The 18,993-nt window shown below is 65.1% G+C and carries 17 protein-coding genes; 7 read left to right on the top strand and 10 right to left on the bottom strand.

Annotated features, from left to right (window positions below; translation table 11 throughout):
* Nucleotides 1-154: 154 nt before the first annotated feature.
* Entirely contained in the window at nt 155-1,978 is a 1,824-nt protein-coding gene (gene typA / locus E5162_RS05235; RefSeq protein ID WP_135943873.1) for a translational GTPase TypA, read from the bottom strand.
* Nucleotides 1,979-2,129: 151 nt separating this feature from the next.
* Between typA and E5162_RS05230 the strand changes: the two genes are divergently transcribed.
* A complete protein-coding gene (locus tag E5162_RS05230) occupies nt 2,130-4,739 on the top strand; it encodes a M14 family zinc carboxypeptidase (protein WP_135943872.1) in 2,610 nt (869 codons plus the stop codon).
* Nucleotides 4,740-5,300: 561 nt separating this feature from the next.
* On the opposite strand, the gene E5162_RS05225 is transcribed toward E5162_RS05230, so the two are convergent.
* Nucleotides 5,301-6,062, bottom strand: coding sequence for a crotonase/enoyl-CoA hydratase family protein (locus E5162_RS05225; protein WP_135943871.1), 762 nt, complete (start codon nt 6,060-6,062; stop codon nt 5,301-5,303).
* 61 nt (nt 6,063-6,123) lie between these two features.
* Entirely contained in the window at nt 6,124-6,576 is a 453-nt protein-coding gene (locus E5162_RS05220) for a MarR family winged helix-turn-helix transcriptional regulator (RefSeq protein ID WP_135943870.1), read from the bottom strand.
* 138 nt (nt 6,577-6,714) lie between these two features.
* Here E5162_RS05220 and E5162_RS05215 point away from each other — a divergent pair, with 138 nt between their 5' ends.
* On the top strand, nt 6,715-7,728 hold the full coding sequence (locus E5162_RS05215; RefSeq protein WP_135943869.1) for an alpha/beta hydrolase: 1,014 nt from the start codon (nt 6,715-6,717) through the stop codon (nt 7,726-7,728).
* Nucleotides 7,729-7,865: 137 nt separating this feature from the next.
* Here E5162_RS05215 and E5162_RS05210 read toward each other — a convergent pair whose 3' ends face one another.
* The gene (locus E5162_RS05210) at nt 7,866-8,774 is read right to left on the bottom strand and encodes an alpha/beta fold hydrolase (RefSeq protein WP_135943868.1); all 909 of its coding nucleotides are present in this window, start codon (nt 8,772-8,774) and stop codon (nt 7,866-7,868) included.
* A 117-nt stretch (nt 8,775-8,891) separates the two neighbouring features.
* On the opposite strand from E5162_RS05210, the gene E5162_RS05205 reads away from it, so the two are divergent.
* From E5162_RS05205 to E5162_RS05195, 3 genes are all read left to right on the top strand, one after another.
* Nucleotides 8,892-9,695 carry a DUF547 domain-containing protein gene (locus tag E5162_RS05205; protein ID WP_158291200.1) on the top strand — a complete coding sequence of 268 codons (804 nt, stop codon included), beginning with the start codon at nt 8,892-8,894 and terminating at the stop codon, nt 9,693-9,695.
* Between the two features lie 222 nt (nt 9,696-9,917).
* Nucleotides 9,918-11,306 (top strand): membrane-bound lytic murein transglycosylase MltF, encoded by a 1,389-nt coding sequence (gene mltF, locus E5162_RS05200; protein WP_135943866.1) that lies wholly within the window; start codon nt 9,918-9,920, stop codon nt 11,304-11,306.
* 149 nt (nt 11,307-11,455) lie between these two features.
* Nucleotides 11,456-12,391, top strand: a complete 936-nt coding sequence (locus E5162_RS05195) for a mechanosensitive ion channel family protein (RefSeq protein ID WP_206751039.1) — start codon at nt 11,456-11,458, stop codon at nt 12,389-12,391.
* An 88-nt stretch (nt 12,392-12,479) separates the two neighbouring features.
* Here the strand turns inward: E5162_RS05195 and E5162_RS05190 are convergent, their stop codons facing one another.
* The 4 genes from E5162_RS05190 to E5162_RS05175 all read right to left on the bottom strand — a co-directional run bounded on the left by E5162_RS05190 (nt 12,480) and on the right by E5162_RS05175 (nt 14,950).
* The gene (locus tag E5162_RS05190; RefSeq protein ID WP_135943865.1) at nt 12,480-13,853 is read right to left on the bottom strand and encodes an NAD-dependent succinate-semialdehyde dehydrogenase; all 1,374 of its coding nucleotides are present in this window, start codon (nt 13,851-13,853) and stop codon (nt 12,480-12,482) included.
* 135 nt (nt 13,854-13,988) lie between these two features.
* Nucleotides 13,989-14,303 carry a type II toxin-antitoxin system RelE/ParE family toxin gene (locus E5162_RS05185; RefSeq protein WP_135943864.1) on the bottom strand — a complete coding sequence of 105 codons (315 nt, stop codon included), beginning with the start codon at nt 14,301-14,303 and terminating at the stop codon, nt 13,989-13,991.
* A 7-nt stretch (nt 14,304-14,310) separates the two neighbouring features.
* Nucleotides 14,311-14,565 (bottom strand): ribbon-helix-helix domain-containing protein, encoded by a 255-nt coding sequence (locus tag E5162_RS05180; protein ID WP_135943863.1) that lies wholly within the window; start codon nt 14,563-14,565, stop codon nt 14,311-14,313.
* 79 nt (nt 14,566-14,644) lie between these two features.
* Nucleotides 14,645-14,950 carry a hypothetical protein gene (locus E5162_RS05175; protein ID WP_135943862.1) on the bottom strand — a complete coding sequence of 102 codons (306 nt, stop codon included), beginning with the start codon at nt 14,948-14,950 and terminating at the stop codon, nt 14,645-14,647.
* 153 nt (nt 14,951-15,103) lie between these two features.
* Between E5162_RS05175 and E5162_RS05170 the strand changes: the two genes are divergently transcribed.
* Nucleotides 15,104-15,523 carry an ion channel gene (locus E5162_RS05170; protein ID WP_135943861.1) on the top strand — a complete coding sequence of 140 codons (420 nt, stop codon included), beginning with the start codon at nt 15,104-15,106 and terminating at the stop codon, nt 15,521-15,523.
* 51 nt (nt 15,524-15,574) lie between these two features.
* Here the strand turns inward: E5162_RS05170 and E5162_RS05165 are convergent, their stop codons facing one another.
* Both E5162_RS05165 and ligM read right to left on the bottom strand, forming a co-directional pair.
* A complete protein-coding gene (locus E5162_RS05165; protein WP_135943860.1) occupies nt 15,575-16,459 on the bottom strand; it encodes a methylenetetrahydrofolate reductase in 885 nt (294 codons plus the stop codon).
* Nucleotides 16,460-16,544: 85 nt separating this feature from the next.
* The gene (ligM, locus tag E5162_RS05160) at nt 16,545-17,945 is read right to left on the bottom strand and encodes a vanillate/3-O-methylgallate O-demethylase (RefSeq protein ID WP_135943859.1); all 1,401 of its coding nucleotides are present in this window, start codon (nt 17,943-17,945) and stop codon (nt 16,545-16,547) included.
* A 152-nt stretch (nt 17,946-18,097) separates the two neighbouring features.
* On the opposite strand from ligM, the gene purU reads away from it, so the two are divergent.
* On the top strand, nt 18,098-18,961 hold the full coding sequence (gene purU / locus E5162_RS05155) for a formyltetrahydrofolate deformylase (RefSeq protein ID WP_135943858.1): 864 nt from the start codon (nt 18,098-18,100) through the stop codon (nt 18,959-18,961).
* The last annotated feature ends 32 nt before the right edge of the window (nt 18,962-18,993 follow it).

The following is an 18,993-nucleotide window of genomic DNA, read 5'->3' as shown; positions in this document are numbered from 1 at the left end:
TGCGCGGCCCGGGATTTCACGGGTGGGAGGAGACCGGAGAGGATCGGCCCCGCCCGGCATCGCGAAGGGCGCTGCGCTATCCCAAGCCGCCCCGCCTTCGTCATCCCGGGCTCGCCCGGAATGACGAAGCAGTCAGGTTGCGCCGTGAACGGGACTACGCCGCGCGGCTGGCTTTCTTGCGCTCGTGCTCCAGCAGGAGCTTCTTGCGGATGCGGATGGATTCCGGCGTGATCTCGACCAGTTCGTCATCGTTGATGAACTGAAGCGCGAACTCCAGCGTGACGCGGATCGGCGGGACGAGCACGACGGCTTCGTCGGTGCCCGAGGCCCGCATATTGGTCAGCTTCTTGCCCTTGAGCGGGTTGACCAGCATGTCGTCGTCGCGCGCATTGATGCCGATCACCATGCCTTCATAGACCTCGGTGCCGTGGCCGATGAAGAGCTTGCCGCGCTCCTGGATGTTCCAGAGGGCGAAGGCGAGCGCCTTGCCGCTGGCCATCGACACGATGGCGCCCTTCTGACGCTGGCCGACATCGCCTTCGCCGCGCGGGCCGTAATGGTCGAAGCCGTGGAACATCAGGCCGGAGCCCTGGGTCAGGGTCAGGAATTCGGAGCGGAAGCCGATCAGGCCGCGCGTCGGGATGATGTATTCCAGGCGCACGCGTCCCTTGCCGTCCGGCACCATGTTCTTCATCTCGGCGCGGCGCGAACCGATGCGCTCCATCACCGAGCCCTGGTGGTCTTCCTCGACATCGATGGTCAGCGTCTCGAAGGGCTCGTGAATCTTGCCGTCGATCTCCTTCAGGATGACCTCGGGGCGGCCGACCGCCAGCTCGAAGCCCTCGCGGCGCATTGTCTCGATCAGGATGGAGAGGTGGAGTTCGCCGCGGCCGGCGACGCGGAACTTGTCCGCATTGTCCAGCTGCTCGACGCGCAGGGCGACGTTGGAGATCAGCTCGCGGTCAAGACGCTCCTTGATCTGGCGCGAGGTGACGTACTTGCCTTCACGCCCGGCAAACGGAGAATCGTTGACCTGGAAGGTCATCGAGATGGTCGGCTCGTCCACGACCAGCGGCGGCAGACCTTCGAGATGGTCGGGATGGCAGACCGTGTCGGAGATGTTGAGCGGATCGACGCCGGTGAACATGACGATGTCGCCGGCGCTCGCCTGATCGGTCTCCACGCGCTGAAGGCCGTGGAAGCCGAGCACCTGGAGTACCTTGCCCTTGCGGCTCTTGCCGTCGGCGCCGACGACGCCGACCAGCTGGTTCTTCGACAGGGTGCCGCGGCGGATGCGTCCGAGGCCGATCACGCCGGTATAGCTGGAATAATCAAGCGCGCTGACCTGAAGCTGGAGCGGAGCGTCCGGATCCACGTCGGGCGCGGAGACCCGGTCGACGATGGTCTGGAAGAGCGGATCCATGTTCTCGGTCGGGGTTTCCGGGTCGAGCGTCGCCCAGCCCTGAAGCGCCGAGGCGAAGACGATCGGGAAATCCATCTGCTCGTCGGTGGCGCCGAGGCGGTCGAACAGGTCGAAGGTCTGGTCCACGACCCAGTCGGGACGCGCGCCGGGGCGGTCGATCTTGTTGATGACCACGATCGGCTTCAGGCCGAGCGCCAGCGCTTTTTTCGTCACGAAAGTGGTCTGGGGCATCGGCCCGTCGACCGCGTCGACCAGCAGCAGCACCGAATCGACCATGGACAGCACGCGCTCGACTTCGCCGCCAAAGTCGGCGTGGCCGGGCGTGTCGACGATGTTGATGCGGTAGTCCTGCCACTTCACAGCCGTGTTCTTGGCCAGGATGGTGATGCCGCGCTCGCGCTCCAAGTCGTTGGAATCCATGACGCGTTCGACGTCTTCGCCGCGGTCTCCGAGCGTGCCGGACTGGCGCAGCAGCTTGTCGACGAGGGTGGTCTTGCCGTGGTCGACGTGCGCGACGATGGCGATATTACGCAGATTTTCGACCGGGCTGGTCATGGCGGGCTTTCCTTGACGGGGGAGTGTTTGCGCGCCCTCATACAGGCGGTCGGGCGCGATGGCTAGCACCGGTGATCACCGGGGCTGGACGCGGGGGGTGAGCGTTGTACCCTCCCGCCCAAAGAAATTGCGAAAAACGCGGGGAAAATCAATGAAACAACTGGTGCGTGCAGGTCTTGGACTTTGCCTGCTGGCGGGCGTAACGGCGCCGGCCAGCGCGGAACCCATCGGCTTCTTCCAGGTCGAGGGCGTCACCTATGACAGCGCGATCCCGACGCCGGAAGAGGTGTTCGGCTTCGAGATCGGCGAGCGGCCCGTGCGCCACAGCCAGATGGTCGACTATCTGCGCCAGCTCGCCGAGCTGTCCGACCGGATCGATGTCGAGACGATCGGCTATTCCCACGAGCACCGGCCCATCCTGTTCTTCACCATCACCAGCCCGGACAACCACGCCAATCTGGACGAGATCCGCGAGACGCATCTCGAGCGCCGCCTGGGCGAAGCCGAGGCCGATGCCGCGCCGATGCCGATCTGGCTGAATTATGGCGTGCACGGGGCGGAAAGCGCCGGCATGGATGCCGCCATCCCGCTGCTCTATCACTATGCCGCCGCGGACGACGAGGCGGTGGCCGAGACGCTGGACGAGGCGGTCCTCCTGGTCACGGCGATCTTCAATCCGGACGGGCACACGCGCCGGATCGATCACGTCAACACGTTCTGGGGCTATACCAATGTCTCCGATCCCGACCATGCCCAGCACGATCTGTGGACCAAGGCGCGCACCAATCACTACTGGTTCGATCTCAACCGCCAGTGGCTGCTGCTGACCCAGCCCGAACCCCAGGCCTGGATCCGTAAATGGCATGAGTGGAAGCCGATGGTCTCGGCCGATTTCCACGAGATGGGGACCGACAGCCCGTTCTACTTCCACCCGGGCGAGCCGGCGCGGATGAACCCGCTCATCCCCGACACGGCGCGCGAGCTGACGCTGGGCATCGCCCAGCACCATGTCGAGTGGCTGGACAGCGAGGCGCGGCTCTACACCTCCGAGCAGGGCTTCGACAATTTCTACATCGGCAAGGGCTCGACCTATCCCCAGGTCAACGGCTCGCTCGGCATCCTGTTCGAGATCGGCGCGGCAAGGGGCGGGGAGATCGAGTCCGAGCGCGGGCTGGTGAGCCATGCCGACAATGTGCGCACCCATTTCCGCACCTCGCTGACCACCGTGCAGGGCTCGCTTGCCCAGCGCGAGGCGATCACCGACTTCCAGCGCGGCTTCTTCGAGGACGTGGCCCAGCTGGCCCGCCAGGACAGCGCGCGCGCCTATGTCTTCTCCGCGCCCGGCGATGCGAGCCGCGCCGCGCGCTTCATCGAGCTGCTGCGTCAGCACGATATTGCGGTCAATACGCTGGCGCGCGATGTCGAGGTGGACGGGCGGACCTATGCTGCCGCGGACTCCTTCGTGGTCGACCTTAATCAGGCCCAGTACCGGATGATCCGGGGCCTGTTCGACCGTCTGACCGAGTTTGAGGAGAATATCTTCTACGACGTGTCCGGCTGGACGCTCCCGCTGGCCTACGATCTGGATTATGCCCCGCTGGGCGGCCAGTTCAGCGCCAACCTGGTGGGCGATGCCGCGACCGGGGCGATGGCTCCGGCGGTGCCGCCGCGCGCCAGCTATGGCTATGTCTTCTCCTGGACTGACAGCCTGGCCCCGCGCGCGCTCTACTCCGTGCTCGATGCCGGCCTGTTCGCGCGCGTCGCGACTGAGCCCTTTGAAGCCCAAACCACGGACGGGACACTGGAGTTTGCACGCGGTTCGGTCTTCGTGCCGCTGGCGCGTCAGGACATGGGCGGTGCGGACATCCACGAGCTGGTGCGCTCGATCACCGACGATACCGGCATCCGCGTTCACGCGGTGACATCAGGTTTCACCCCGACCTCGGGCGCCGATTTCGGCGCGGCGGACGTGTTCCGCACCGTCGAGCGGCCCGAAGTGCTCGTGCTCTTCGATGACGGTCTGGCCAGCTACGATGCCGGCGAGGTCTGGTGGACGCTCGATTACCGCATGCGCGTGCCGGTGACGCTGCGTCAGAAGGACGATCTGGGCGGGCTGGACTGGTCGCGCTACACCCACATGGTGCTGGTCGGCGGTAATGCGGCGCTGAGCGAAAGTGCCACCGGGCGGGTCAATCAGTGGATCACCGAACAGGGCGGCACGCTGATCGCGACGCGCCAGGGCGCGCTGTGGGCCCAGAGCGCCATTCTGGGGCTCGAGGCCGGCGAGGACGGCGACGCCGAGGCCGGCGAGAGCGGCGAGGCGGTACCCGACGAGACGCGGCCCGAACGCCTCGACTTTGCCGATATGGGCGTGCGCGATGCCGAGCACATCATCGGCGGGGCGCTGTTCGAGACCGATATCGATATCACCAACCCGATCGGCTACGGCCTGTCGGACCGCCAGCTCGCGGTGAACCGCAACATGACCGCCACCCTCACGCGTCCGGAGGGCGATCCCTATGCCGTGGTCTCCGAGTACACCGACGCGCCGCTCCTGTCCGGCTATGCCTCCGACCGCCGGATCGGCGAAATCGCGGGCACGCCGGCCGTGGTCGCGCGCCGTCACGGGCAGGGCTCGGTCGTCCTGATCGCCGACAACCCGGTCTTCCGCGGCACGTATGCAGGCAGTGAGCGGGTTCTGACCAACGCGATCTTCCTGTCCGGCCTGCTCGACCGCCCGTTCGGCGATTACGAGGAGTAGGCGAGGGCTCACCTCCAGCAAGAAGCCGGCGCTTGAACGAGCGCCGGCTTTTTTGTGTCTCAAAGCGCGGTGCGCCTGCGGCTTGGCCGGGGTTTTCAGAAAAAAAGGGGCCGCTCCCCGGCAAAGGCCGGGGCCTCGGTCGAGAGCTACGCACCCGCCATCCGATGCTTCGAGGCTCGCCATGCTCGCGCCTCAGCATGAGGGTGTGGGTGGGGTGAAGGGAGCCAGATATTCAAAACAATACAAATGCTCTTTCCCAGCGAAGGCTGGGATCCAGGGAACATAAAGTGCCGTCATCCGATGACGTCGCCCTGTCCTCTCTGGGTTCCGGCTCTCGCTTTGCTCGGCCGGAATGACGAAATCCGGAATTATTTCAAAGCATTAAAAACTTCGTCATCCCGGACTTGATCCGGGACCCAGAGATCGTGGAGTGCCGTCCTCCGATGACGGCAGTGCGGCCTCTCCTGGGTCCCAGCCTTCGCTGGGAGAGAGAGCTCATAATACCGTCATCAGGCCCCGGGTCTCGCTTCGCTCGGCCGGGGTTTCAGGAGGTGATGGGCGCTAGAACCGGCCGCCGCGGCCTTCGCCGCCGGTGAAGCGCTTTGCTCCTTCAAGGGTCTCTCCGCTGGCGAGCGTGTCGAGGCCGCGCCGGGTTTCGTTGACGAGTGCGCCGGCTTCGTCCAGCGGCCATTGTTCGAGCACGCTCATGCGGTCATTGCGCATGCAGCGGGCGGGAAAACCGGCGATCCGGCCGGCGAGGTCGAGGGCGCAGCTCAGTGCCTCTCCGGTCTCGCACACCCGGTTGGCGAGGCCGATCTGAAGCGCTTCTTCGGCCTCGACGGCGCGGCCGGTCAGGATCATGTCCATGGCGCGCGACTGGCCGATCAGGCGGGGCAGGCGGATCGTGCCGCCATCAATGAGCGGCACGCCGAAGCGCCGGCAGAAGACGCCGAAGACGGCGGACCTTGCCGCGACGCGCAGGTCGCACCAGAGGGCGAGCTCCAGTCCGCCGGCGACGGCATGGCCCTCGATCGCGGCGATCACCGGCTTGGACAGGCGCATCCGGGTCGGGCCCATCGGGCCGTCGCCGGTCTCCTCGACCCGGTTCATGTTATCTGTGCCGATGGCTTTCAGGTCCGCGCCTGCGCAGAACGTGCCGCCGGCGCCGGTCAGGATGGCAATACCCGCGCCGTCGTCGGACTCGAAGCGCTCGAAGGCGTCGACGAGGGCGCGGGCGGTCGGGCCGTCGACCGCATTGCGCGCCTCGGGCCGATCCAGCGTGATGACCGCCACGCGATCGCGGATTTCATAATGGACGGTCATGATCGTCTCCCCGATTGAATGCCGGCACGGAGCGCGTGCCGTAAAAGCGCGGCAGGCGGCCTCACTCTTTTTCGACCAGGCGGTTGCGCAGCTCCCGAACCAGCTGATTCAACTCCATCAGGTCGCCCATCGGCAAGCGGGAGTTTGAAAGCAGGGAGGCCGGGATGCAGGTTGCCTTCTCCTTCAGCGCTTCGCCCGTTTCGGTCAGGCGCACCAGAACCTGGCGCTCGTCGCGCGGGTTGCGGTCCCGTGTCACCAGCCCGGCCGTTTCCAGCCGCTTGACCATCGGGGTAAGCGTGCTGGCTTCCAGGTCGAGACGATGGGCCAGCTCGCTGACGCTGCGCTCGTCGCGCTCCCAGAGCAGGCTGAGGGTCAGGTATTGCGGGTAGGTGATCCCTAGGCTGTCCAGCAGCGGCTTGTAGGTGCGCTGGATGGCCAGATTTGCCGCGTAGATCGCATAGCAAACGTGTTCTTCCAGAGCCAGCGGCCCGCCCAAACCTGCGTGCTTCTCCATGATCGGTGCCTTCCACATATATTATTTCAATGCGTTACAAGAAAAATACTACCGCGATAAAGATTGTCTTGACAAGGGATAACCGCACGGCGCAAAACAACATCGCGATAACAGTTATTGCAATAAACAAATGGAGAAATCGTGATGTTGAAAACCTTGCTGCCTGCCGCCGCGGCCAGCCTCTTGTCCGCCAGCGCCTTCGCCCAGCCGGTTCTCGAGCCGCAAACGCAAGCCTTCGTCGATGCCGCCAGCGCGGGCACACCGATCCACACCCTGTCCTACGCGGACGCCCGTGCGGTCCTGGCTTCGGTCCAGTCGCCGGCCATCGCCAGCGCCCCGACGACGGTCGAAGACCTGACCTGGCCGGTGGGGCCGACCGGTGAGGTGCGCGTGCGCATCGTCCGGCCGGAAGGCGCCGAAGGCGTGCTTCCCGTCCTGATGTATTTTCACGGGGGCGGGTGGGTGATGGGCGACCGCAACACGCACGATCATCTGATCCGCGAGCTGTCCGCCCAGGCCAATGCGGCCGTCGTCTTCGTCGAGTACGACAACGCGCCCGAGCTGATCTATCCGGACAATAACGAGCAAGGCTATGCTGCGCTCGAATACGTCGCGGCTCATGGCGCGGCGCTCAATCTCGATGCCGGCCGGATTGCCGTTGCCGGTGACAGCGCCGGGGGCAACATGGCCGCAGCGATCACGATGATGAGCCAGGCGCGCGGCGGACCCGAAATCATTCACCAGGTGCTGTTCTATCCCGTGACCGACGATATCTCGGCCAACGGGTCCTACACGCTCTTTGGTGACGGTCCCTTCCTGACCGAGGCGGCGATGCATTATTTTCTCGACGCCAACTACCCGGCTGACCGCCGCGGCGAGGTTCTGGCCTTCCCGTTGAAAGCCCCGGTCGAGGATCTGGCCGGCCTGCCGTCCGCAACGGTCATCGTGGCCGAGAACGATCTGCTGCGTGACGAAGGTGAGGCCTATGCCCGCAAGCTCATCCAGGCCGGCGTCGCTGTCACTTCGACGCGCTATATCGGCACGATCCACGACTTCGTGATGCTGAACGCCCTGGCCGGAACGCCGGCGGCGCAGGCCGCGATCACCCAGGCCAGCGCGGAACTGCGCGACGCGTTCGACCGTCAGGACTGAGTGCGCCTGCGATATCCGGGCGGAGCGGCGGCGGGGTGCAAACTCCGCCGCCGCTTTTCCTGTCTGCCGCCGCTTTTCCTGTCTGAAGGTGAATTCTCAGTGCGGGAAGGGGCGCTTCTGCCTTCGAGAGCACGCGGTCACCCGGCCAGCCCGTCATCGGTTTCAGCCATGAGCCGGGTCAAAATGCGCGAGAGCCAGCGCCGTGTCTCGTCCGGGGATTCCATGGCCAGCAAGTGTCCGTCTTCTTCTGCGCATTCGATCTGCGCGCCGGCGCCGAGCAGCGCCTTGGGATCGCGCAGGGTGGAGCCGTGTCCGGCCTGAAGCACGTGGATGGGCGCGCGCAGCTGGCGGGCGGCCTTGATCGGCGCATGGCGCTGGGCGGCGAAATTGGCCGCCTCCCACGCGGGCGGGCAGGCGAGGTGCCATTCGCCGTCCTGTTCCACCAGCCCGTCTTCGAGATAGTCGTCCAGCATGCCGTCGGCCCAGCGCGAGAAGGTCGATTTCGAGCTGTAACGCGCCTTGACCGCTTCGATATCGGCCCAGCCGTCCTTGCGCGCCTTGGCATTGGTCACGAGCGGGAAGCGGTTCATGAAGGCCGGTCCTGCCGGTGTGTGCATCAGGACGCGCAAAGTGGCGGGCATGATGACCGGTTCGATCAGGGCAAGCCCCAGCGGGGCCGGGTCAAGCCGCGCGGCCGCCAGAATCTGCGAGGTCGCGCCCATCGAATGCCCGGCCAGGATGAGCGGGCGCGGCATGAGGCTGCGTGCCACTTCGGCGAGGTCCTCGCCATGGATCTGCCAGCCATCCAGCGTGTCCGGGTCCCACGGCGCAGTCGAGCGGCCATGGCCGCGCAGATCGACCGCGACGATCTCCACCTGGCCGCTGAGCGGCGCCAGCAGGCGGCGGTAGGTCGAGGCATTAAATCCGTTGGCGTGCGCGAAGATCAGGACCGGCGCGCCCTCGCATGCCCAGCGGTAACCTGTCAGAGCGCCCCCGCGGACCGGAAAGGTGATGCGGGAGGACTGTGCGGCACTGGGGTCGGGCATGGGCGTCTTGCATCCTCGATTTGGGCCGGTCCGGACCTAGATATCGAGAGAGTTGCGGCAAGGAATCGCCGCGGCGGTCCGGACAGGACGCTCAAGTATCTCAGGGAGACACAGCGGATGCGACTCTTGATTGCCGTGCTTGGCCTGGCCTGTCTGACCGCGCCGATTCCCGCTTATGCCCAGCCCGGGCCACCGCCGGACCGTGCCAGCGATCGCGCAGACCTTCACGCCGGATGGGCGCGGCTTCTCACGCTCTACCTTCGCGAGGACGCACAGGGCGCGAACCGCTTCGACTATCAGGCGCTGAGAGAGACACAAGCCGACCGCGAAGCGCTGGACGCCTATATTGCCGGGCTGGAGGCCATCGACCCGGACACCCTGTCGCGCGACGAGGCCTTCGCCTTCTGGGCCAATCTCTACAATGCGGTCACGGTGCGCCTGATCGTGGAGGAAGACCCGCAAGACTCGATCCGCGAGATCAGGCCGCACCTGTTTGCCGCCGGGCCCTGGGGCATGGAGCTGGTGACCGTGGCGGGGCAGGCGCTGAGCCTGGACGCGATCGAGCATGACATAATGCGCGAGCGATACGAGGCCGCCCTGGTGCACTATGCGGTCAATTGCGCGTCCATTTCCTGCCCCGACCTGCAACCGGAGCCGTGGCGCGGCGAGACGCTGGACGCCGACCTGGACGAGGCCGCACGCGGCTATATCAACGATCCGCGCGGTGTGACCGTGACCGGGCAGGGCCTGCGCGTCTCGCGCATCTATCGCTGGTATCGCGAGGACTTTGGCGGGGACGAAGCGGGCGTTATCGATCATCTGCTGGACTACGCGCGCCCGGAGCTGGCGGCCCGGATCCGGTCCAACCCGCAGATTTCAGGTCATGCCTATGACTGGTCGCTGAACCGTCCCGAAGACTAGCCGGGTTGAACGAGTCGCGCTGTGGGGACGCGCCTTGGCAGCGCGCTTCAACAGTTTGGAGCGCGGCCGCAGTGAATATAATATTCATTATATTTCAGGAAGTAATCGGGAAAAGCGAATCGTTTCCGTTTTGTAATGAACCAGGTGCCCGAAAAGACACCGGAAACGAACACAAAAACGCCCCGATTTGAAATTTTACGTCCCACTCATTAGGTTAGAGGGATGACCTTATCTATGCGGCGCAAGTTCATCATCGCGGCCGGAGTGTCGGCGGCTTGTCTTCTCAGCGCGTGTGGCGGGAACGGGGTCGGGCTCGGCTCGTCCAGCTTCACCGTCGGCGAGACCTTCCCGGAAGCGGGCGGGGAGCTTGTGGTTGCCACGCTTCAAGGCCCCACCAGCTACATGGAAGACGAGCAGGGCGAGACCGGCTACGAGGTCGAACTCGTCCAGGCCTTTGCCGCGGCCAACGATCTGACCGTGCGCTTCGTGGTGAAGCGCGATATCGAGGCCCTGCTCGACGCGGTGGCGAACGGAGAGGTTCACCTGGCCGCCGCCGGGCTGACCAATACCGAGGCACGCCGGGCGGCGCAGACCCAGTTCGGGCCGGCCTACAAGAATGTGCGCCAGCAGCTGGTCTGCCGGGGCGGCGCCGTGCGCCCGTCCGATATCGACGAGCTGGACGAGGCCCGGATTTCTGTCGTGGCCGGATCCAGCTATGTCGAAACGCTTGAGGGCCTGAAGGAAGACAATCCCGATATTGGCTGGACGACGCGCCAGGCCGGGTCGGCCATGCCGCTGCTCGCCGCCGTCGAGCGCGGACAGATCGACTGCACCGTGGCAGATTCCAACCTCGTGGCCTATGCCCGCCGGCGCCATCCCGATCTGGTCGTCCCGATGGAGCTGAGCGAGGATCAGCCGCTGGCCTGGGTGCGCAGCACGCAGGTCGAGGGCCTGGAGCCACGCCTGGAAGCGTGGTTTGCGCAGGCTCACCAGAACGATTATCTGCAGGCGCTCGACGAGCGCTGGTACGGCCATTTCGACGAATTCGACTATGTTGACGTGGTGCGCTTCATCGAGCGGCTGGACGAGCGCCTGCCGCGCTATCGCAGCTTCTTCGAGATGGCGGCGCAGGACACACCGTTCGACTGGCCGCTTCTGGCCGCCCAAGCCTATCAGGAATCGCACTGGGATCCCGACGCGGTGAGCGCGACCGGCGTGCGCGGCCTCATGATGCTCACCCTGGCTACGGCGTCGGAGGTCGGCATCGAGAACCGTCTCGATCCGCGCCAGAGCGTGCAGGGCGGGGCGGAGTATCTGGCCAATCTCTATGACCGCATTCCAGACGGGGTAGAGGGCGAAGACCGGCTCTGGTTCGCGCTGGCCGCCTACAATGTCGGCATGGGTCACATCTACGATGCGCGCCGCCTGGCCGAGCGCCGCGGCCTCGACAAGAATAGCTGGGAGGCCATGGAAGAGGTGCTGCCGCTGCTCAGCCAGCGCGAGTATTACACCACGGTGCGCCACGGCTATGCGCGCGGCCACGAGCCGGTTCAGTATGTCCGCAAGATCCGCGAATATTACGCCATGCTGCACGCCAATCTGCAGATCTAGGCGTGCGGTTTCACGTCTGACGATAAAAGCCCGCGCCGGCCTGGCGCGGGCTTTTTCGTGGCTGGCATGGGCCGGGTCTCGCTAACAGCGTGAAACCTTCTTACGCCCGGGCCGGTTAGTCCTGTCATCGACCGGACAGGGAGGGGCGTTTGCGCCAGGAAGAGGCTCAGGAGGCGGCCGAGGCCGCCCGGACCGCGATCTCATTCTTCGAGCCTCTGCTCGAGGAGCTGAACTCGATCTGGATCGGCTTCGTCCAGTCCATCCCGCAAATCGTCCTCTCGATCCTTCTCGTCCTGGTGACCTGGCTCGTGGCTGCGCTGGTCAGCCGGGGCGTGCACAAGGCGGCCCTGCGAGCCCACGCGCGGCGCGCGCTCGCCGACCTGTTCCAGACCCTGTCCAGCATCGCGATCTGGATTGTCGGCCTGCTGATCGCGGCGATGGTGCTGTTTCCTTCGGTCACGCCCGCCCAGGCGATCAGTGCGCTCGGGATTGGCGGCATCGCGGTCGGGCTCGCCTTTCGCGACACGTTCGAGAATTTTCTCGCCGGTATCTTCATCCTGGCGCGCCAACCCATGCGCAAGGGCGACCATATCGAGGTCAACGATGTCAGCGGGGATATCGAGGAAGTCACGATCCGCGACACGTATATCCGCCAGAAGAGCAACGAGCTGGTCATCGTGCCCAACTCGATCCTGTTCAAGAATCCGGTCGAGGTCGAAACCGACCGGCCGCAGCGCCGCTACGATATCGTGGTGGGCGTGGCCTATGGCGAGGATGCGCGTACGGCGCTCGACGTGATCAAGCAGGCCGCCGAGGGGGCGGACGAGATCGACAAGGACAAGGGCGTGGAGGTGTATGCGCGCGAGTTCAACTCCTCCTCACTGGATTTCACCGTGCGCTGGTGGGCCGGCTCGGCGCCGGTGGACAAGCACAAGTCGCGTTCCGCCGTGGTGCTGGCGATCAAGGACGGGCTGGACTCCGCCGGCATCGAAATTCCCTTCCCCTACCGCACGCTCACCTTCAAGGAGGGATTGTCCATCGAGTCCCGGACCGGCGAGGGGGACGAGGAGGGCGGCGAGGACTAGAGCCCGCCGCTTGCCGTCAAGGTACAAGAAACGCCCGCCCGGATGGCCCGGGCGGGCGTTCTTTCAGAGGCGTTTAGCGTTGCGCCGCTCAGGCGATGTAGAGCGACTTGGCGTTGACGAATTCCTTCATCCCGAAGCCGCCATGTTCCCGGCCATACCCGGAATCCTTCACGCCGCCGAAGGGCATGTTGGGAATGGCCAGGTTATAGCCGTTGATGCAGACCATGCCGGTGTCGAAATGGCGGCTGGCGAGCTCTCGCGCGCGGTCCTCGTCTTGCGAGAAGATGCCGCCGCCCAGGCCATAGCGGCTGTCATTGGCGATGCGCATCGCGTCCTCGTCGTCCTTCGCCTTGATGATCGAGGCGACGGGACCGAACAGCTCGTCGTCATGGGCGGGCTGGCCGGGCGCGACATCCACCAGCACGGTGGCTGGGTAGTAGGCGCCGGTCCGGTCCGGGATCTCGCCGCCGCAAAGGATTTTCGCGCCCTTCTTCACGCTGTCTGTGACCTGCTCGTGCAGCGTGTCGCGCAGATCGCCGCGTGCCATGGGGCCGAGATCGGAGTCCTCGTCGAACGGGTCGCCCATCTTCATCGCGCGCATCTTCTGCGTGAACCGGTCGACGAACTCGTCATAGTGACGGGCCGTGACGATGAAGCGCTTGGCCGCGACGCAGGTCTCGCCATTGTTGTAGATGCGCCCGGTGACGCAGGCATCCACGGCGACGTCGAGGTCGGCGTCCTGCAGGATCAGGTAGGCGTCGTTGGAGCCGAGCTCCAGCACGGTCTTCTTTAGGTTTTCCGCCGCTTTTTTCGCTACGACCTTGCCGGCCCCGTCACTGCCGGTGAGCGTGACGCCGCGCACGCGCTCATGTTCGATCACCGTGTCGGACTGGTCGTGATCGATGATGAGCACGGTGAAGAGGTTTTCAGGCAGGCCGGCGCGCTCGAACACGTCGCGCAGGAAGAGCCCGCTGCCGGTGCAGTTGGCGGCGTGCTTGAGCAGGACCCCATTGCCGGCCATGAGATTGGCGATGGCGTAGCGGACCGCCTGATAGCAGGGGAAATTCCAGGGCTGGATGCCGTAGATGACGCCGAGGGGCGAATAGGTGACGACGCCGGTGCCGCCGGGAATCTCGCGCTCCTCGTCGGCCAGCTCGCTTGGGCCATTATCGGCGGTAAAGTCGCAAATGGCCGCGCACAGCTCGATCTCGTCATGGCTGGCGCTTATCAGCTTGCCGACCTCCTGACTCATGAGCTTTGCAAACGCGTCCTTGCTGTCGCGCAGTTCTTTCCCGATGGCGCGGATGACCGCGGCGCGGTCGTCCAGCGATTTCAGGCGCCAGTCGAGAAAGGCCTTGTGGCAGGCCTCCACGGCGGCATCGACCTGATCGTCGTTCATCAGCGCGTATTCGGCGAGGGGTTCGTCTGTGGCGGGGTTGATCGTCTTGATGGGGCCGGACATGGGGGCTCCTGTGGCTGGGGGGTCCACACAGAACCGGGCGGCGAGGCGGCCCGTTCCGCCCGCGCGCGCTGAGATTGCATCTGCGGCAAGGCTTGAAATGGGTGCGCAGGGCGCTAGCGGCGCGGGGCATCGGCGTCAGGAGCCGAAATCCTCGTTGAAGCGGTCGATCGCGTGCATGCGCTCGTGCAGGATCGTGACGATACCCACGTCGCCGTTGTCGAGCCGGCGCCAGTAGACGACGTGATGGCCGTAACGGAAGAAGAAGCCGACAACGCCGAACTCGGCGGGAACGGGGCGCGAGAGAATCCGGTGCGTCTCGATCTGAGTGAAAGCTTCGAAAAGGCCGGAGATATAGCGGTCCGCCTGTTCGGTGCCCCATCGGTCACGCGTATAGCGGTAGATTTCGTCCAGACGGTGGGAGGCCGCCTGCTGGACGCGGACTGCGGCCACTTCCCGCTTATGCCTTGTTGCGCGCGATGATCTCGGCGGCGGAGAGCGGCTGGTATGTGGAGTCCGGGGCCGCGAAGGCGTGATTGAGCTCTGCCTTCAGGCGCTCGAACGCGGCCTCGTCGGCACGCGCCTTGTCGCGGCGGATCAGGTCGCGGATGTATTCGCTGACATTGTCGTAGGAGCCGGCCTCGCCCACATTGGCCGCGACAAAATCGCTGAGGATCTCGCTCAGCCTTACAGTCATCGTTGTGGTTCGGGGCATTCAGGTTTCCCAGGCCGATCGTGTCTTCAATATAATCAAAATTGCTTACAGCGCCAAGCCGCGCCTGGAGGCGGCGGGATTAATCGCCGGAGGCGTAGAGCAGGGCGATGTCGCGGTGATAGAGCTGGCAGTCCGCGCTCTCTGTCCTGACCACGGCCCGGGCCGGTTCGAGCACGATCACGCAGCCATTGTCGAAGCGGTATTCGCGCCCGCCATCGGCCAGCGTCTGCTGCTCGGGCACTTCGTCCATCGGCCGGCCGGAATCCGAGGCATCACTCGCCGGCTCGCCTGACGGCTCACCTGCCGGGCGCACGCGTTCGGGTGATGCAGGATCGCTGCAGGCGGCCAAGAGCAGGGCCAGCGCAAAAATCGGGATCGTTTTCATTTCTCGTCCTCCTGAGACAGGAAGACCAACGCGCACGGAGAGGGATAGGTTCTGCCGGCTTCCGCCATTCTTCGTACCCATCCGGTCGCCGGAACATAGACAAGCGGCGCAAGTTCACACGGGATATGGCTGACCCCCGGCAGGGAGGAGACAATGCTCTCGCTTTTCATCGGTTTCACGCTCGTGGCGGCGCTGGGCCTAGGCCACCATTACGGGCTTCTGGCGGTCCGCGAGACCACGAAGGGGTCGGATAACCATCCGCGCCGCGTCGTGGTCCTGACCTTTCTCGGCCTGCTCGCGATCCACACCGTGGAGATTCTGGCGTTTGCCGGGGCTTACAAGGCGCTGCTTGCCTGGGGCGGGCTGGGAAGCTTCGGCGGCGGTTTCGACGAAAGCTGGAGCGGGCTGGTCTATTTCTCCGGAATCAACTTTGCCACGCTGGGCTATACCCAGATCGAGACCAGCGGCCCGATCCGCATGATCAACATGATGCAGTCTCTGGGCGGCTTCATGGTGCTGACCTGGTCGGCGACCTTCCTCTATTCGGTCAGCGCGCGCGCCTGGCAGAAATAGGCCGGGCAGGGGCGTGGGCGGGCAGGGACAGGAGCCGGGACAGGACCGGTCTCAGGCCGCGCGGCTGCGCTTCAGGCAGTCCGCCGCCCAGGTCACGCTCTCGGCCAGCGAGGAAAAGGTGAAGAAGTGAATGCCGGAGATCGGCAGGTCCGGCTTCTGGCGGCGGGCCTGTGCGAGCTCGCTCAGCAGGCGCTCCGGCGTTTCACCGCTCAGCAAGCTCCGCGTGAGTGCCTGACGTTCCTTGAGCGCGCGCAGAGAGGGACCGACGCCGCATATCATCGCGTACTTGATGAGGGTCGCGCGATCGGCCGGCCCGGCAATGCCGACCCGCAGGCGGGCCTTGCAGCCCTCGCTCTGCAGGCGCTCGGCAAAGGCGACGATCGGGGCGGCGTCAAAGCAGAACTGGCTGACCAGGTCCATGGAGAGGCCGCACGCCTCGGCCTGCAGGAGCTTGTCGGTCCGCGCCCGGTCCAGCTCGCTATCGGAGATGCGCGGATGGCCCTCCGGGTATGCGGAAATGGACAGGCGGCGAATGCCGTGGCGTTCGAACAGCCCGGTCTCGATGAGCTGGAGCGCGCTGTCGAATGCGCCTGCCGGCGTGTCGCGATCGCCGCCGAGGACCAGGGCGCGGTCGACGCCGGCTTCGCGCACGAGGCGCGCGAGCAGCGCGTCGAGGTCTGCCACATGCGAAATGTGACGCGCCACGATATGGGGCACCGGCACGTGGCCGAGCGCGCGCAGCTCCACCGCCATCTCGACCTGGCGCGCGGGCTTCTCCTTCGGCAGGGCGGCGATGAAGACTTCGGTGCCGGATGGCAGGATGGGCTGAACCTGTGAGAGGGATCTGGCGTCGCGCGTGGTCACCTCGACCGAATATCCGTCCAGGATGTGCGCCCATTCGGAGCAGGGCGCCGATTGTGCGTGCTGCTGGGACATGGTCGTTATCTCCCGTGCCAGGGGGCGCATGTCGGGGCGCGCCTCGCGCCGGGCCGAAGGCCGGCGAAGCGCCGGTTGGCGCGGATCACTCCGCACCCCCCGTTCGCCAGCCGGCGGCGTATTGTTCGCGGGCCACGCGCGAATAGGGCGCCGGGCTGACCACGGCGCGGACTTCGATCTGCTTGTGACGCTCGACTGTGGTCTTGCTGGTGCCGCCATCGGGCTCGCCCCAGACGACCTTGACTTCCTGACCGATTTCGACGCGCGGATCGACGGTCGCCAGCGACAGGGCGATGCGTTCGTTGAAGCTGTATCCGGTGAACATCGAAAAGCCGACGGTCTCGCCGTCATGAAGCACGGCGTCGTAGTTGGAGGAGGCGTAGTTGGCGAGCGGCAGGTCGAAGAATTTGTAATTTTCCGCGCCGTTGAAATAGGAGGCGAAGATCTTCGCCATATCCTCGCCATTCCAGGCCAGGGTGACCTTGCGGCGCTGGCTTTCGGGCTCGATCTTCTCGAGCGCCTCGCGGCCGATGAAGTCGTGATCGAACTTGATGAAGGGGCCGTAGCCGAGCTCGAACGGGGTGAGGTAGTAGTCCTCGATGTTGCGCGAGATGAAGCTGCCGCCGATCGAGCCGGTCGCTTCATAGCCGTTGGCCGGCAGCCATTCGCGATAGGCCTTCATCTTCTCGCCGGTATAGACGGCCGGGAGCGGCGAGGGGATCCACCCCGATTCCAGCGTATTGGTGGCGTAAGTCCGCGATCCGACCGGCACGATGCCGAATTCGGCGCCGGCTTCCAGAATCGCGTCGCGGATTTCCGGCCCCTCGGCGTAAGGGCCCCAGATTTCCAGTCCCGGCGCGCCGGCCATGCCGTGGCGCAGGGCGCGCACCTTGCGGCCCTTGATCGTGATGTAGCCCATGTTGAAGAACTTGATGTCGGGCATCGGTTCGCCGGTGAGCTTCTCGATCACCTGCTGCGCATTGGGCCCCTGGATCTGGTAGCGGTAGTGCACCCGCGTGACCGCCTTGCCCATGGGCGCGCCCGGCGACCGGTCGTCCTTGCGGACCTCGACGTCGTATCCGCCGGTCTCGGCATGGAACATCAGCCAGTTCGCCGACGGCGCCCGGCCGACGAAGACGAACTTGTTTTCCGCCAGATAGAAGAGGATGCCGTCGCCGATCACGTGGCCGTCATAGGAGCAGGGCACGTATTGCTTGGCCGTGTCGACGCGGAACTTGCCCAAGCTGTTGATCGCCGTGTCTGACAGAAGCTTCAGCGCGTCGGGGCCCTCGATGAAGAGGTCGACCATGTGATGCGACTGGTCGAACAGAACCGCGGTTTCCCGCCAGGCGCGCTGCTCGTCGCGCCAGTTGGAGAATTCGGTGGGAACGACCGGATAGACATAGGCGCCGATCTGCGAGTTGCGCAGCATGTCGACCGTGTTGCCGGCCGACTGAATGACGTCCTCAAGCGATTTGCGGCTCATGGATTCTCCTCCCTGATCTCATTATTGTATGCAATATTATCGCAAGGGGAGGAGGGCAAGCGAAAAACGTTGTATATTGCATACAATTTGGAATGCGGCTAATGGGCTCGGAGTGCCGGAAGCGGTTTCCGGCGGTAGCGGGGAACGACCGTATGACCGAGACCTACGTTCTGACGCTTTCGTGCGACGACCGGCCGGGTATCGTGGCCGGCGTTGCCGGGCTCATCTTTTCCAGCGGCGGCAATGTCATCGAGGCCCAGCAGTTCGACGATCTCGAAACCCGGCGCTTCTTCATGCGCGTGGAATTTCGCGTGGAGGCGGGACGCGGCGCTGCCGATACGATCGACGCGGGTTTGCATGCAATGGCCGCGGAAGCCAGCGGCTTCACCTGGACGCTGCGCGACACGGCACGCCGCCAGCGCGTGCTCCTTCTGGTGTCCAAGTTCGACCATTGTCTGGGCGACCTGCTGTACCGCAACCGGATCGGCGAGCTGAAGATGGACGTGGTGGGGATTGTCTCCAATCACCCGAAAGAGGCGCTGAACCTCACCCTGATCGGCGATATTCCGTATCACTATCTTCCCGTCACGCCGCAGACGCGTTCCGAGCAGGAAGCGCGCATCAAGGCCATCATCGAGGAGACCTCGGCAGAGCTGGTCGTGCTGGCGCGCTACATGCAGATCCTGTCGCAGGACATGGCCGACCATCTGCACGGGCGCTGCATCAATATCCATCATTCCTTCCTGCCCGGATTCAAGGGCGCCCGGCCCTACCACCAGGCCCACGAGCGCGGCGTCAAAATGATCGGGGCGACAGCCCACTACGTGACGTCGGACCTCGATGAGGGCCCGATCATCGTCCAGGACGTGGAGCCGATCACCCATGCCGACTCCCCGGAGGCGCTGATCCGCAAGGGCCGCGACATAGAGCGCCGTGTGCTGGCGCGCGCCGTCGCTCATCATCTGGAGAACCGTATCCTCATGAATGGCTGCAAGACGGTCGTGTTTCAGACCTGAGCGCCGGAAAAAGGCCGGCCGCGGGGTGCGGC

Origin of the sequence: Marinicauda pacifica, assembly GCF_004793635.1 — a bacterium.
In the GTDB taxonomy this organism is placed as follows: domain Bacteria; phylum Pseudomonadota; class Alphaproteobacteria; order Caulobacterales; family Maricaulaceae; genus Marinicauda; species Marinicauda pacifica.
Note: the sequence above shows the minus strand (reverse complement) of the source record. Positions and strands in the feature narration are given on the sequence as shown.

Coding starts and splice junctions, on each gene's coding strand:
- E5162_RS05210 (WP_135943868.1), bottom strand. CDS start 8,774: ATGCCCGACCCCAGTGCCGCACAGTCCTCCCGCATCACCTTTCCGGTC.
- E5162_RS05175 (WP_135943862.1), bottom strand. CDS start 14,950: ATGAAAACGATCCCGATTTTTGCGCTGGCCCTGCTCTTGGCCGCCTGC.
- ligM (WP_135943859.1), bottom strand. CDS start 17,945: ATGAGCCGCAAATCGCTTGAGGACGTCATTCAGTCGGCCGGCAACACG.
- mltF (WP_135943866.1), top strand. CDS start 9,918: ATGACCTTATCTATGCGGCGCAAGTTCATCATCGCGGCCGGAGTGTCG.
- E5162_RS05165 (WP_135943860.1), bottom strand. CDS start 16,459: ATGTCCCAGCAGCACGCACAATCGGCGCCCTGCTCCGAATGGGCGCAC.
- purU (WP_135943858.1), top strand. CDS start 18,098: ATGACCGAGACCTACGTTCTGACGCTTTCGTGCGACGACCGGCCGGGT.
- E5162_RS05190 (WP_135943865.1), bottom strand. CDS start 13,853: ATGTCCGGCCCCATCAAGACGATCAACCCCGCCACAGACGAACCCCTC.
- E5162_RS05170 (WP_135943861.1), top strand. CDS start 15,104: ATGCTCTCGCTTTTCATCGGTTTCACGCTCGTGGCGGCGCTGGGCCTA.
- E5162_RS05220 (WP_135943870.1), bottom strand. CDS start 6,576: ATGGAGAAGCACGCAGGTTTGGGCGGGCCGCTGGCTCTGGAAGAACAC.
- E5162_RS05205 (WP_158291200.1), top strand. CDS start 8,892: ATGCGACTCTTGATTGCCGTGCTTGGCCTGGCCTGTCTGACCGCGCCG.
- typA (WP_135943873.1), bottom strand. CDS start 1,978: ATGACCAGCCCGGTCGAAAATCTGCGTAATATCGCCATCGTCGCGCAC.
- E5162_RS05230 (WP_135943872.1), top strand. CDS start 2,130: ATGAAACAACTGGTGCGTGCAGGTCTTGGACTTTGCCTGCTGGCGGGC.
- E5162_RS05180 (WP_135943863.1), bottom strand. CDS start 14,565: ATGCCCCGAACCACAACGATGACTGTAAGGCTGAGCGAGATCCTCAGC.
- E5162_RS05225 (WP_135943871.1), bottom strand. CDS start 6,062: ATGACCGTCCATTATGAAATCCGCGATCGCGTGGCGGTCATCACGCTG.